The sequence below is a fragment of the Marivirga sp. genome, assembly GCF_051117495.1.
Classification (GTDB): Bacteria; Bacteroidota; Bacteroidia; order Cytophagales; family Cyclobacteriaceae; genus Marivirga.
In genome coordinates this window covers 1-14,564 of record NZ_JBNPEF010000036.1, presented here as the reverse complement: position 1 = coordinate 14,564, position 14,564 = coordinate 1, and the positions used below count along the sequence as shown (strand labels likewise).

General features: G+C 34.6%; 9 protein-coding genes. 6 read left to right on the top strand and 3 right to left on the bottom strand.

The window, feature by feature from the left end; translation table 11 throughout:
* Positions 1 to 69 precede the first annotated feature (69 nt).
* The 5 genes from ACFE0M_RS17530 (at position 70) to ACFE0M_RS17510 (ending at position 7,883) form a co-directional block, all read left to right on the top strand.
* Complete coding sequence (locus ACFE0M_RS17530; RefSeq protein WP_434547092.1) at positions 70 to 1,059, top strand: GSCFA domain-containing protein; 990 nt, start codon at positions 70 to 72, stop codon at positions 1,057 to 1,059.
* Entirely contained in the window at positions 1,043 to 3,070 is a 2,028-nt protein-coding gene (locus ACFE0M_RS17525; protein ID WP_434547091.1) for a thioredoxin domain-containing protein, read from the top strand. The genes ACFE0M_RS17530 and ACFE0M_RS17525 overlap by 17 nt, the downstream gene beginning before the upstream one ends.
* Positions 3,067 to 5,589 (top strand): replication restart helicase PriA, encoded by a 2,523-nt coding sequence (gene priA / locus ACFE0M_RS17520; protein WP_434547090.1) that lies wholly within the window; start codon positions 3,067 to 3,069, stop codon positions 5,587 to 5,589. The genes ACFE0M_RS17525 and priA overlap by 4 nt, the downstream gene beginning before the upstream one ends.
* A 307-nt stretch (positions 5,590 to 5,896) precedes the next feature.
* Positions 5,897 to 7,219, top strand: coding sequence for a sensor histidine kinase (locus ACFE0M_RS17515; protein ID WP_434547089.1), 1,323 nt, complete (start codon positions 5,897 to 5,899; stop codon positions 7,217 to 7,219).
* Between the two features lie 88 nt (positions 7,220 to 7,307).
* Entirely contained in the window at positions 7,308 to 7,883 is a 576-nt protein-coding gene (locus ACFE0M_RS17510; protein WP_434547088.1) for a DUF3109 family protein, read from the top strand.
* Here the strand turns inward: ACFE0M_RS17510 and ACFE0M_RS17505 are convergent.
* The 3 genes from ACFE0M_RS17505 to ACFE0M_RS17495 all read right to left on the bottom strand — a co-directional run bounded on the left by ACFE0M_RS17505 (position 7,880) and on the right by ACFE0M_RS17495 (position 12,539).
* Entirely contained in the window at positions 7,880 to 10,123 is a 2,244-nt protein-coding gene (locus ACFE0M_RS17505; RefSeq protein WP_434547087.1) for a PAS domain-containing sensor histidine kinase, read from the bottom strand. The two genes, ACFE0M_RS17510 and ACFE0M_RS17505, sit on opposite strands and share 4 nt — an antisense overlap.
* 237 nt (positions 10,124 to 10,360) lie before the next feature.
* Positions 10,361 to 11,164: an exonuclease domain-containing protein gene (locus ACFE0M_RS17500; RefSeq protein WP_434547086.1), complete on the bottom strand. Its 804-nt coding sequence runs from the start codon at positions 11,162 to 11,164 to the stop codon at positions 10,361 to 10,363.
* Position 11,165: 1 nt separating this feature from the next.
* Positions 11,166 to 12,539, bottom strand: a complete 1,374-nt coding sequence (locus ACFE0M_RS17495) for a UDP-N-acetylmuramate--L-alanine ligase (protein ID WP_434547085.1) — start codon at positions 12,537 to 12,539, stop codon at positions 11,166 to 11,168.
* 185 nt (positions 12,540 to 12,724) lie between these two features.
* Between ACFE0M_RS17495 and dnaB the strand changes: the two genes are divergently transcribed.
* Positions 12,725 to 14,287, top strand: coding sequence for a replicative DNA helicase (gene dnaB / locus ACFE0M_RS17490; protein ID WP_434547084.1), 1,563 nt, complete (start codon positions 12,725 to 12,727; stop codon positions 14,285 to 14,287).
* The last annotated feature ends 277 nt before the right edge of the window (positions 14,288 to 14,564 follow it).

The following is a 14,564-nucleotide window of genomic DNA, read 5'->3' as shown; positions in this document are numbered from 1 at the left end:
TTAGTGCCACATAATAAATTTTTAAAAACCAATTATTAGATTTCGGAGAATAAATCTCAAATAGGGAAAATGGAATTAAAAACCACTTTAGAAATAAAACCAGTTGAAGAAAAAATCCATCCACACGATCGGATTACTTCCATTGGTAGTTGCTTTGCAGATCATATCGGCAGTCGATTTGAAGAAATGAAAATGGATATTTTGAGTAATCCTTATGGGATTATTTATAATCCGATTTCTCAAATGCGTCTTATCAAGTCTGCTTTGAAAGGAGAAGACCTAAACGAAGAGCATATCATTGAAAATCGAGATATCTATAACCATTTGGATGCACACTCCATTTTTGGCAAGAAAAATTTAATCGAATTAAAGGATGGAATAAGGGAAGCTTCTGGCAAATTGAAGGACTATTTAGAAACTTCAAAGGTTTTAATCCTTACATTCGGCACTGCTTGGGTTTATCGATATGAGAAGACCCAAGAAATAATAGCGAATTGCCATAAACTTCCATCCCAAAATTTTCAAAAAGAATTATTAGAACTTGAGGATATAATTGAGGAAGTGAGTGCTACTTTAAAAATTCTAAGAGAAATCAATCCCAACATCCGTATTATATTAACCGTGAGCCCTGTTCGCCATACTAAAGATGGAATACCAGAAAATATGTTGAGTAAATCAATTCTAAGGCTTGCAGTGCATAAAATCAAGAAATCCATTGAAAAGACTTATTATTTCCCTGCTTTTGAATTGATGATGGATGATTTGCGAGATTACAGATTCTATGCCGAAGATATGATTCATCCCAATAATATGGCCAGAAACTTTATTTGGCAGAGATTTAGGGAAACCTTCTTTTCTGAACCCCTTTTCGCTTATTGCGATAAATGGCAGGCTATTAAAAATGATTTGAACCATAGGGTAATGAATCCAGGTTCGGAAGAACACGTCCAATTCTTGGAAGCATTGCATAAAAAACTAACACGATTTTCTGTAATGGGCAATGTAGAAGAAGAAATGAAACATGTCGAAAAAGAATTAGAAGATGCCAAAAGCCAATAAACTTATTCGCGAGAGCAGTCCTTATTTGTTACAGCATGCCTACAACCCTGTTGAATGGCAGGCATGGGGAGAAGAAGCATTAAATCAAGCCAAAAAAGAAGATAAACCCATTTTATTAAGCATTGGATATGCCGCTTGCCATTGGTGTCATGTGATGGAACATGAATGCTTTGAAGATGAAGATGTAGCCAAGGTGATGAACGAAAATTATGTCTGCATCAAATTAGACCGTGAGGAAAGACCCGATATCGACCAAATTTACATGGATGCTGTCCAAAATATGGGTTTAAATGGGGGTTGGCCATTAAATATGTTTTTAATGCCAGACCAAAAACCATTCTATGGGGGTACTTATTTCCCTAAACATAAATGGTTAGAAATATTAGATAAAGTAGCTATGGCGTTCCAAAGTAGTCGTGTTCAATTGCAAGACTCTGCCATTAAATTTGCACAAGCTCTTAATGCCCCTGATGCTGAAAAATTAGGATTAGGAGCATTAAAATCAAATGATTTTGATAATAATGTACTTTCAGAAGCCTATCAGAAGTTAAGCAATTCTTTTGATTGGGACAATGGAGGTACCTTGGGAGCACCTAAATTTCCAATGCCTGTAATATGGAAGTTTTTGATGAAATATGCTTTCCATAATCAAAACCCAGAAGCACAAAAAGCTTTGGAGTTTACCTTAACTTCCATGGCTGATGGTGGAATTTACGACCAAATAGGCGGAGGATTTGCCCGTTATTCTGTAGATGCAGAATGGTTTGCCCCCCACTTTGAAAAGATGCTTTATGATAATGGACAACTCATAAGTCTGTATGCTGATGCCTATCGTTTTACTCAAAACTCATATTTCAAAGAAATATTTGAGGATAGCATAAAATTTAGTGTCCGCGAACTAATGGATTCCTACTGTAGATTTTATTCTGCCTTAGATGCAGACTCGGAGGGCGAGGAAGGCAAATTCTATACCTGGACTTATGATGAACTCATAAAACTATTAGGAAAGGAGTACGAGCCTGTGTTGAAATTCTATAATGCTACCAAAAAAGGCAACTGGGAAAATGGGCGAAATATTTTGTTTCGACACAGCACAATCGAGGATTTTTGCAAAGCGGAGAAATTAGATGAAAATCAATTCAAAGAGCAACTCAATTTTGTAAAAGATAAATTATTAGAAGCCAGAGAGGATAGAATCCGCCCTGCTTTGGATGATAAAATCCTGACGGGATGGAATGCGCTACAAATAAAAGGAATCTGCGATGCCTATAAAGCATATCAAGATGAAAAATATAAAGCCATAGCGCTAGATAACTTCATTTTCCTAAGTGAATTTGTTTGGGATGGAAATCACCTTTTCAGAAGTTTCAAGCATGATCAAGCAAAAATCAAAGGATATTTAGAAGATTATGCGCTGACTATCCAAGCTTGTTTGACATTATTTGAAATTACATCAAATCCGAAAACTTTAAACTTTGCCGAAAAATTGGCTCATTATACGCTTCAGAATTTTTATGATGAAAAGGAAAAGCTTTTTTATTATACCGACAGGACTAGCGAGGAATTAATAGCCAGAAAAAAGGAAATATTTGATAATGTAATTCCTTCATCCAATTCTGTAATGATTGAAAATTTGCATTGGTTGGGCATCTTAAAAGGAAATGCTGAATTCACCAAAATATCGGAGGAGATGCTTAAACAGATTCAACATTTGTTGGGCAGGGAACCGAAATTTTTGGCCAATTATGCATCAGCCTATACTTTGAAAGCATACAAAAGCTATGATGTGGTGATAGTCGGCAGTGATGCCAAAAAATTCCAAAAAGAGTTATGGTCTCATTATCTACCCAATGCTTTCATTATGGCAATTGAAGAAGAAAATAATGATGAACTGGTTTGGAAAGGAAAGGAAATCATCAATACTAAAACCAGCATTTATGTATGCGAAAATAATGCTTGCCAACGTCCAGTTTATACAGTTATGGATGCCTTAGCCCAAATGAGCAGATGAGTCAATTGAGCCTGAATACTATAGAGGAAGATAGTTTGCAAAAAACTTATTTCGTTCAGGTTTTATTACCTGTGCCCATCCCTAAAACTTTCACCTATCGTGTTCCTAGAAAATACGAAGAGCTGATTCAAGTAGGTATCCGGGCCATTGTTCCATTTGGACAAAAAAAAATCATCACGGGCGTAATAAGTGCTATTCACCATGAAGCACCAAAAGAATATGAGGCGAAATACATACTGGAAATTCTGGATGAATTCCCCATCCTCAGTCAACAACAATTCAAGCTTTTTGAATGGATGGCACAATATTATATGGCCACAGAGGGGGAAGTTTTGAATGTAGGATTGCCATCAGGTTTGAAATTAAGTAGTGAATCAAAAATCCAATTAAATCCAGCTTTCCAATTGGAGCAATCACCTTATATTTTCAGCCAAATTGAAGAAATAGTCATTAAGCTTTTGAAAAAAGAAGGGCTTCTCTCATATCAGCAGTTTGCAGAAATTACCAATGGAAAGCAAACCAGTCTGCTATTAAAAGAATTGCTCAAAAAACAAGTGATCATGCTTATTGAGCAGGTTCAAGAGCGATACAAGCCCAAAACCGAAAAGCGTTTAAGATTACAAAAAGAATGGCTTGATGAGGCTCGATTGAGTGAATTAATGCAAAACCTAGAGAAAAAGCCCAAGCAATTGGACGTGCTTTTGAAATATTTACAGGAGGTGCCAGTTTTTAAGGATGTACAAAAAAATGAGATAGGCATTGCCAAGAGTATATTTAAGGAAAACCAATTTTCTACCTCTTCGATCAATACGCTAGTTAAAAATAAAGTATTTGAAGATTTTGAGGTTATTACTTCCCGCTTGGACTACCTAAACAGGCAAGTAAATTTGGACCATGAAATTAATTTAAGCCCAGCTCAGGAGCAATGTAAAAATGATATCAATACGATTTTTACTGAAAAAGATGTGGCGCTTTTGCATGGCGTAACAGGTAGTGGGAAAACAGAAATTTACCTTTCTCTGATTCGTGAAGTAATTGACAGTGGTTCTCAGGCCTTATTTCTATTACCTGAAATTGCCATTACTACCCAAATGATTCAACGAGTTCGGAAAATATTTGGCGATCAAGTGGGGATATACCACTCCAAATTCTCTGATGCCGAAAGAGTGGAAGTTTGGCAAGGAGTTGCGGAAGGCACCATTAATTTTGTGATAGGCGTTCGCTCTTCTATTCTACTACCATTCAATAATCTTTCTTTGATAGTGGTAGATGAAGAACATGAAAGCAGTTATAAACAATATGACCCAGCACCACGCTACAATGCTCGTGATACGGCCGTGGTTTTAGCCAATATTCATCAGGCCAAATTGATATTAGGTTCGGCAACTCCATCCTATGAAAGCTACTATAACGCTAAAACCGGTAAATATGGCCTGACGGTTTTAAGCGAAAGATATGGAGAAGGGAAAATGCCTGAAATTGAAATCATCGATATGCGAAGACAAAAAGCTAAAAAATTGGTAAAAGATGATTTCAGCCACAGCTTTTTGGCCGCCTTAGAGGCCGAAATGAACAATGGAAACCAAGCCATTATTTTCCAAAACAGAAGAGGTTATGCACCCTACTTGCAATGCGAAACCTGCGGATGGATTTCTGAATGTGAGAATTGTTCTGTTAGTCTTACTTACCACATGCATCAGCATGAATTGAAATGTCATTATTGCGGATATCGCCAGAAAAGTCCGAGCGCTTGTTTGAATTGTGAATCCACTGCTTTGGTAATGAAAGGCTTTGGGACAGAAAAAATTGAAGATGATTTAAAGCTTCATTTCCCGGAAGTGAAAATCCAAAGAATGGACAGGGACACCACCCGAAAAAAATATTCCTATCAGCAGATTATAGAATCTTTCGAAAGCGGTGAAACTCAAATATTGATCGGTACCCAAATGGTGACCAAAGGATTGGATTTTGAAAATGTGAGCATAGTGGGCATAGTGGATGCCGATAGAATGATGTATTACCCTGATTTTAGGGCACATGAAAGAACTTTTCAGCTAATGTTGCAGGTAAGTGGAAGAGCTGGCAGAAGCCATAAAAAAGGAAAAGTATGGATTCAGAGTTTTCAGCAAGACCATCCCCTATTCAAATATTTATTGAATTATGATTATGAAGGATTTTATGAACTACAACTAAAGGAAAGGCATTCCTTCTTTTATCCGCCATACTGCAGATTGATCAAAATTGTGTTGAAAGGGGCACAAGCTGAATCAGTTAGAAATGGATCCAAATTATTATACGAGTCCTTGATTACAAAATTAGGCTTTCAAAGAGTATTGGCTCCACACGAACCCTTAATTTCCAAAATCAGAAATATTTATCACATGGAATTGTGGGTAAAAATGGAGAAGGGATATCCTTTAGAAAGCAGCAAAAAACAAATAAAAAATTCAGTTGACAAACTACAGGAAAACAGTCAATTCAGAAAATTAAGAGTAGTTTTTGATGTAGATCCCCAATAATAAGGCGTTGTATAAAATCCAAAGGTGAAAATATGAAAATAATTATTCCTACTTTTTCAAGTTTAATAAGGATAAAAGCCCCGCTTTCAGGTGTTTTCACCAGAAAGTTTCTGCGAGATAAAATTTACCTAGAAGGTAGTTGTTTAGGTAAAAACACCTGAACTGGGGAATTATATCATGACCAGTCAGTTTTTTTAGCTATATATGATAAAGTAAGGTTATTTAAATTGTTAAATAGAATTCAACTAGGATTTAATACAATTATGTTGAGATATTTTCACTAAATTCGATTCCTAATATTTTATTCGTGAGCAAGAAACTTTACCAATATAATCTATTATTCCTACGGTTTAAAAATCCTGAAACAGAAAAGAAATTCAATCTAAGCTGTTTCAAGGAGGATTTGAATTCTCTAAGATTCGTTATTGTTTTGGGAACCGCTCTAAGCATTATCTTTATTTTTGTAGATGTAATGCGCTATGAATTAGATATGATTTCAATAGCCTTTAGGGGTGGAATGGCGCTTATTCTAATAATATTGGGTGGTTTAACCTTCCTTTTTAAGAAAGAAAAATATCAGTTAACACAATATATGAGCATATTAATTGCCCTATTTGTATCTGCAGTTTTCTTTTTACATTATCATTTCAATAAGGATCCAGCTTTCGATATTTTTCTTTCCAATATATTGATGGTTTTGATATTCATTGTTTCCACCATTATGGGAATGCGCTTTCGCTATGCAATTTTGGTAAACAGCATCAATTTTGCGGCCTACATTTTATATATAGAAAACATAAACTATTCAGCTATTGCAGAAAGACAAATTTCACAGCTTTTTGTAATTTATATGGTTGGAATACTTGCCTCTTATATTTTGGACAGGCAAAAAATGACATCTTTTATCAATAAAAATGAATTGGATTTGGAGGTTCAAAAAGTTGATGAACTTAACAGTGTGAAAAATAAACTCTTTTCCATTATTTCACATGATTTAAGAGGGCCAATAGTATCCCTAAAAGGAATATTGGGATTATATAAAAAGGGAGCAGTGAGTGAAGATGAATTCAAACAACTTACCCATAATTTAGAAGAAGACTTGAATAATTCTTCAAATCTACTAGATAATCTTTTGGCTTGGTCAAAAAGTCAATTGCAGGGATTGGAAATTAAAAAGTCAAAAGTAAATCTAAAGGAGGAATTAATAAGCTTGAAGAATTTGTTTAGCTCACAATTAAAAGCTAAAGGGATTACACTCAAAATGGACTTGGTAAATCATGAAGAGATAGTAGCAGATAAAGAAACCATCCAAATTGTATTCAGAAACATTCTATCTAATGCAATAAAATTTACTCCTTTAGGAGGAGAAATTTCCATTGAATCAAAAAATACGAATAGAGGAATGATTGATTTATTTTTTATGGATTCTGGAATTGGAATGCCACCTGAAAAATTGAATCAATTATTTGAAATCAACAAAAACACCCTTATTGGAACTTCCTCAGCTAATGGTGCGGGAATTGGATTGATGTTGGTAAAAGAATTCATTGAACTTAATAATGGTGAAGTTTCAGTAGAAAGCACTATGGGTAAAGGAACTACTTTTAAAATTACCCTCCCAACAGATTAATTGGAACTATCTGAATCAAATCACAATTATCAGTAAATCATTTCAAATCTATTGAGAGAAATCCATCATTTAAAATTAATTTTGCAATATGATATTAGTAGGTAATGCAGTCATCACTGATGACATCAAGGATAAAAATTTTGTTTGTAATATTGAAAAATGCAAGGGAGCTTGCTGTGTAGAAGGTGACTTGGGTGCTCCGCTAACAGATGAGGAGTTACCCATCATGAAAGAGATTTATCCTAAAGTAAAACCTTATTTATCGGAAGAAGGCATCAAAGCCATAGAAGAACATGGCGAATATATTGAAGATTGGGAAGGCGATTACAGTACTACTACCATCAATGAAAAAGAATGCGCTTATGCTGTTTATGATGAGAAAGGCATTTTAAAATGCGGGATTGAACAAGCCCACAATGATGGTAAAATTGATTTTCTAAAGCCTATTTCCTGCCATCTTTATCCTGTGCGTATTACCAAATATGATGATTATGATGCATTAAATTATGACAGATGGGAAATTTGTGATCCAGCTTGTGATCTTGGTGAAAAATTAGGAGTTCCTCTTTACAAATTCTTGAAAGATGCGCTGATAAGAAATTATAGTAAAGATTGGTATGAAACATTGGTAAAGGAAATAGAAACTACTGATGTTAATAGCTAATTCTTTAAATTGGGAAGGGTAACTGTAAACTTGGTACCCTTATCCAATTTGGATTCCACATTAATTTCTCCTTTAATTTTTTGAATGGTTTCCTTCACTATATAAAGTCCAATTCCAGTACCTTTGCTGTTATTGGAAGCCCTAAAGAACATTTCAAAAATCTTCTCAAGATATTTTGATTCAATCCCCAATCCATTGTCGGAAATTTCTATTACGGCTTTTTCTTTATCAGCCTTTAAGCAAATCTCTACATAGGGATTATCAATAAAAGGATTGAAATAACGAATGGAATTAGAAATAAGATTATTGAAAATCACTTTCAATCTTCTTTTATCTGAAAAGAACTCATGATCCGAATAAATATTTATTTTTTTACTGATTTTATCAAAATTTTCTAAGTATTGATAATTATCCATAGTATCTTGAATAATCTCATTAAAATCAACGAATTCAGGCTTTACTTCTTGTCTGGCATTACGTGACAAATCCACAATATCTTTAATAAAATCATCCAGTTTATTGATGCTTTTATCAACTAAATCTAAATAATGTGCCAGCTTTTCTTTATCATTTTCATTCTTGGCCAAATTAATTAATCCTTTTACCGAGCTCAAAGGAGCTTTTAAATCATGAGAAGCGCTGTACACAAAACTATCCAGCTCTGTATTCAATTTTTTTAGTTCCCTATTTTGTTTTTTAAGCTTTTCCTGTGCACTTTTAATACCTGTCACATCTCTTATGGCTCCGTCAAAATACTTTGCGCCTTGGTCATCCTCGCTAACCATACTACTTAGTAAGCCTGTAAAAACCTCCCCATTTTTTTTCTGGAACTGCACTTCCATATTGGTTACTTCTTTTTTCCTGATGAGCATCTTACCCAAGCTTTCACGATCATCAGGATTAGCATACAGGCTATTTAATTTAGCATGATTATAAAGTTCATCCTTGGTTTTAAAACCAAACATTTTCACAAAAGCATCATTGATAAAAATCAAACCCTTTTCATGAGAACTTCTGTAAATGGCCTCTGATATATTTTTATTGACTGATGCAATTATTCTTTCATTATTTTTGATTCTTTCTTTGGCCTCAAAACTTTCTGTTATATCGTTAGTGAGACAAGCTACTCCCGAAATTTCCTTATTCAACACTACTGGAAATATTTTGGAATCAACCACCTTTACAATTTTATCTTGCTCTCTGTAAAAATCACGGTAATTCTCTTCCTTTCCATTTAAAGCAACATTAATTCGATGAATTGTTTTTTCATATTGTCCGGCCAATTCTTTTTGTTCTAACACATTCATTCCCACTTGTGGAGTTATGCCGTATTGAGTTATAAGATGATTATAGAATTTATTATTAAAAGCCATTAAATTGAAACGCGAATCTACCAACCAAATCATAGAATCAAGGCTATCGAATATTGACCTTAAGCTGGCCTCTTGATGTAAAATTTCCCCAACCTGAAATTGGAGTTTATTGTAAAAATCATGTTTTAAGTCGGTGTATTCCTGATTTAGCTCTTTAAAGTCCGAAATTACAGTATTTAATAACCCATATATTGGACTTAGAACATCATTTTTATCAAATTTTATTGTTTTGGTTCTTTCCTTTTCCCAGCTTATGGATGTGAGCAAATCAATTACTTTACTGACTTCAATACTGTTATGATCATTCGAATTTGAACCCTGTGCTTTTAAATCCTTAATCTCTGCAATTAATTCTTCCCTGCTCAGGGAATTTAAATAATCATCTGAACTCATTTCTGGTTTAATACCCTTAACGGCATAATCAATAGCCAAACTTGGCTTATTCACTTTTTCAACCCCCTCGATATGTTCAGGTTTATGTAATTCGTACATATCCATAATTACCTTGGCAATTCCTTGATATATAAAAAGTATTTTTATCCAATATTTCCGGAAGGATAAATCAAAAAAATGGATTTCCTTTCTGGCTGAGGAGGGGATATTATTTAACTGAGTAGCATCCATGATTAAAGTCAATTTGCCATTTTGCTTTATCTGGGCTGCCTTTTGAAGATTCTTAAAAAATAATTGAGATTTTTGACTGTCGGGTTCACCAACAGGAAGAACATATAAAATGCTGTTTTGGATTAATAAATAGTAACATTTATAATCTAGAAAACCTGTAATATTCAAACTATCCAAAATCTCATATTTAAGATTTTGGCTTTCTAATATTTCAACTATTTCATTTAAATATTGCGTATTCAATACAACCTAATTTTATAAGATTTTCCAATCCTTAAAAATATAGAAAAAATCATTGAAAAAATTTACTGAACGCTTTATTTATAGATAATGTATGGTATAGTTAAAACTCAATTAAAATAACCGGGTTTAATATTAAAAAAAGATTTTGTAAATGTTGCAATAAAGCTGAGCTAATAAAATAAAAAGCCCAAAATAAAATCTATAATTTGGGCTTTTAACCTAATTGTATAATTCAAATTATTTTTGAAATCCTCTAAGTTTGATCTCGGTTAATTTTCTTTTAGTGTCCATCGGGAAATCTCCTTTCATCATCCAATCATAATACCCTGATTCTTTTTTCAAAACATCTTCAACAGGATGACCTTTATGCTTACCAAAATTAAAAACTTCTACACCCGCATCGTTGAATACGAATCTACCTGCCAGATCAACCATATTATCATTGGTTATTTGATGTAAGGTTTCCACGTTGTTTTCAATAGTGCCGATCACCTTTCCCTTTAAGTCCTTTAAACTTTCACCTTCATATCTTTTGATTTGTGCATCCAGTACCTCAAGCGTTGCCATAGTATCCGCTTCTGCCGAGTGTGCATCTACCAAATCTTTATCGCAGTAAAATTTATAAGCTGCAGTCAAGGTTCGCTTTTCCATCATGTGGAAAATCTTTTGTGCATCCAATAATTTACGCTTTGAAATATCAAAATCTACTTCTGCTCTTAAAAATTCCTCTACCAATACTGGGACATCAAATTTCAGAATATTGAAACCTGCCAAATCGCAACCATGAAGAAAAGCGGACAACTCTTTGGCTACCGCTTTAAAGGTAGGTTTGTCTTTAACGTCTTTATCATAAATTCCATGAATCAGACTACTTTCTAAAGGAATTGGTCTTTCTGGGTTTACTTTATCAGTATTTTTAATGATTTCACCATCCGGCATTACTTTCACGAAGGAATATTCTACTATCCTGTCATTGACTACATTGGTTCCAGTGGTTTCCAGGTCAAAAATGACCATTGGGTTCTTGAGTTTTAAAAACATATTATTGAACTAAAGTTTGTGCGGTTTCCGATATATTAAGATCACCAAAATGACCTGAGCTTAAAAATGCAAAAGTTTTTACCTTTCCTTTTTGGCTGATTAAAGCTTCTTTTAAATCATTTTCGTTGTCAAAAAATTCAATATCAGTTTTATTAAAAGCTTTCTTAACATCATTTTCATTTAAAGCGCTTTCACCTTCAATTTTAAGGTTCTTTGGATTAATGTATATTAAAGCTGCATCAGCATTTTTTAAAGTGTCTTTATATTCTTGAATAAATTCCTTATCTAAACTACTGAAAGTATGTAATTCGTAAGCAATACATATTTTCTCTGGCGAATATTGATGATGCAGTGCATTTACCGTTGCTTTTAATTTTGACGGGGCATGAGCGTAATCTTTAAAGACTTTGATACCACCGTTTTCAGCCAATAACTCCAATCTATTTTTGGCACCTTTGAAGCTTGCTATTGCAGTATAAAATTTATCATCTGTAATCCCTAAAATATTGCATATTTCTTGCGCTGCTTTTATATTTTGCAAATTATGTTTGCCGAAAACATTGATTTTCACTTTACCGTGATCTTTTGTTTTCAAATAGGTTGTACCATTATTGATTTCAGCATCATGAGTGCCATATGGCAATTTGCGAACATCTTCCCGATCTTTTGCCCCCACAATATTGGCAAGGTTATCTTCCTCACAATAAATTAATGAACCGGCCTTGGGAGTTTTATCTGCAAACAGATCAAACTGTTTAGTATATTCCTCAAAAGTGGAAAATACATTTTTATGATCCCATTTAATTCCTGAAATTACTCCAATATGATGGTCGTATTTTAAGAATTTAGGCTGAGGATCCAATTTAGAAGCTAAGTACTCATCTCCTTCTATGATAATAATAGGTGCATCAGAAATCTGTACCGTTAAATCAAAGCCTTCCAGTTCTGCCCCTACCAAGTAATCAAAAGATTTCCCAGCAGACTTTAATACATGCATGATCATGGCCGTGATGGTGCTTTTACCATGACTGCCTCCAACCACTATTCGCTGTTTGTTAGCCGACAATTCACGAACAAATTCAGGAAAGGAGAAAATCGGCAAACCTAATTCCTGAGCCTTTTTTAGCTCCGGATTATCTTCTTTGGCATGCATTCCTAAAATGACCGCATCCAAATCTTGCTTTATCTGATTTACATCCCAGCCAATTGAAGGATTTAAACCAGCTGATTTAAATTTTCCGGCCGCTGGTTCGTAAATCTCGTCATCTGAACCCGAAACTTTAATGTTTCTTTTGTGAAGTGCCAAAGCGAGATTATGCATTACGCTTCCGCCTATTGCAATAAAATGTACTTGTTTTATATGATTTATATTCATTTGGTTAATATTAGATAATCCAAAAATAGAATAAAGTTTATGCCGTGGCAAATTATCTTGTGTTTTTAGATGTTGATAAGCTGTGGATAAGTTGTCGGAAACTTGGACGGTTTTTCCTAAATATAAAGAAAATAATAATATAGCTTTGTTAGCTTTTGAAATCTCAAAAATTAGTAGGGGAACATATGGAATCAAATAAATCATCCGCATTAAGATTAGGTCAAAAAAACAAAAAGCTTGATTTAAGCGAAAACATGGGGAAAATGCCCCCACAAGCGGTCGATTTAGAAGAGATTGTTTTAGGTGCCTTAATGCTAGAAAAAGATGCATTGACCAATGTTATTGACATTCTAAAGCCCGAAAGTTTCTATAGAGAAGCTCACGAAGAAATTTACAAGGCCATCGTTCAACTTTTCAACAATTCGGAACCTGTTGATTTAATGACGGTTACTAATCAGCTGAGAAAAAACGGAAAATTAGACCTGATTGGCGGAGCTTACTATATCACTTCCCTTACTTCAAGAGTAAACTCAGCTGCCAATATAGAATATCACGCCCGAATCATTGCTGAACAAGCCATCAAAAGGCAATTGATTAAAATTTCCAGGGAAATTCAGGAAGATGCTTACGAAGATACCACCGATGTGTTTGATCTATTGGACAAAACCGAGCAAGAATTATTTGATGTGACCAATTCCAACATCAAAAAGAACTACGCAGACATGTCCTCACTAATGAAGCAAGCATTTGTGGAATTGGAAGAAAGAAGAAATCATACCGATGGTTTAACGGGTGTGCCTACAGGATTCTCCGCGCTTGACCGTGTTACTTCAGGTTGGCAAAAATCGGATATGGTAATTATTGCGGCTAGGCCAGGTATGGGTAAAACTGCATTTATAGTTTCAGCCCTAAGAAATGCCGCAGTGGACTTTAAACAACCTGTGGCCATATTCTCATTGGAGATGTCATCCGTACAATTAGTAAATAGATTGATTTCTTCTGAAGCAGAATTGGATTCAGAAAAAATTAAAAAAGGTGATTTAAAAGATTACGAATGGCAACAGTTGGTGCATAAAACGGCTGCTTTGACTGAGGCTCCTATTTTTATTGATGATACCCCTGCCCTGTCCATTTTGGAACTGAGAGCTAAATGTAGAAGATTAAAGCAACAACATGATATTCAATTGGTCGTGATTGATTACCTCCAATTGATGTCAGGAGACACATCTAAATCAGGCGGAGGAGGCGGAAACCGTGAGCAAGAAATTGCTTCCATATCACGATCTTTAAAAAATATTGCTAAAGAATTAAATGTTCCGGTAATTGCACTTTCACAGTTAAGCCGTGCAGTGGAAACCCGTGGCGGAGATAAAAGGCCACAACTTTCGGATTTGAGGGAATCAGGTTCCATTGAGCAGGATGCCGATATGGTAATGTTCCTTTACCGTCCTGAATATTACGGCATTACAGAAGATGAAAACGGAATGCCTACTTCCAATGTGGGGGAAGTCATCATTGCAAAGCACAGAAACGGATCCTTGGAAACCGTTCCATTGAAATTTATCGGAAGATTTACCAAATTCTCCGACTTGGACTCACCCAGTGGCGGTGATGTACCGGGTTATGGTACTACTTTCACTTCACAAGCAGGAGTTCCTGCTGATTTTGATGCGCCAAGTGCAGTTACTTTACCTAGCAAAGCAACTGGAAAGGATGATCCTCAGGATTCGGATGAGGCTCCTTTTTAATGAAAACTTTTAGGTTTTCTATTAAGGCTAAATAGTTGGAGTGCCACTAACTGAAGATTCTACCTCAATAATTTTAAATTAGGCTAAGCCTCATTTTTTAATATAATCCTGAAAAATAACCTTGGTTATTTTTTTTATGTTCTTTTGTTACTTTTGTGGTGGTATTGAGCAACTGTTAAAAGGAAAAGCTAACATTACTCTTTACCACAAAAGATACTATGTTAAATTCCTAATTAGTTTTATACTTTTAATCCATTTATTAACTTTGAACTGACCA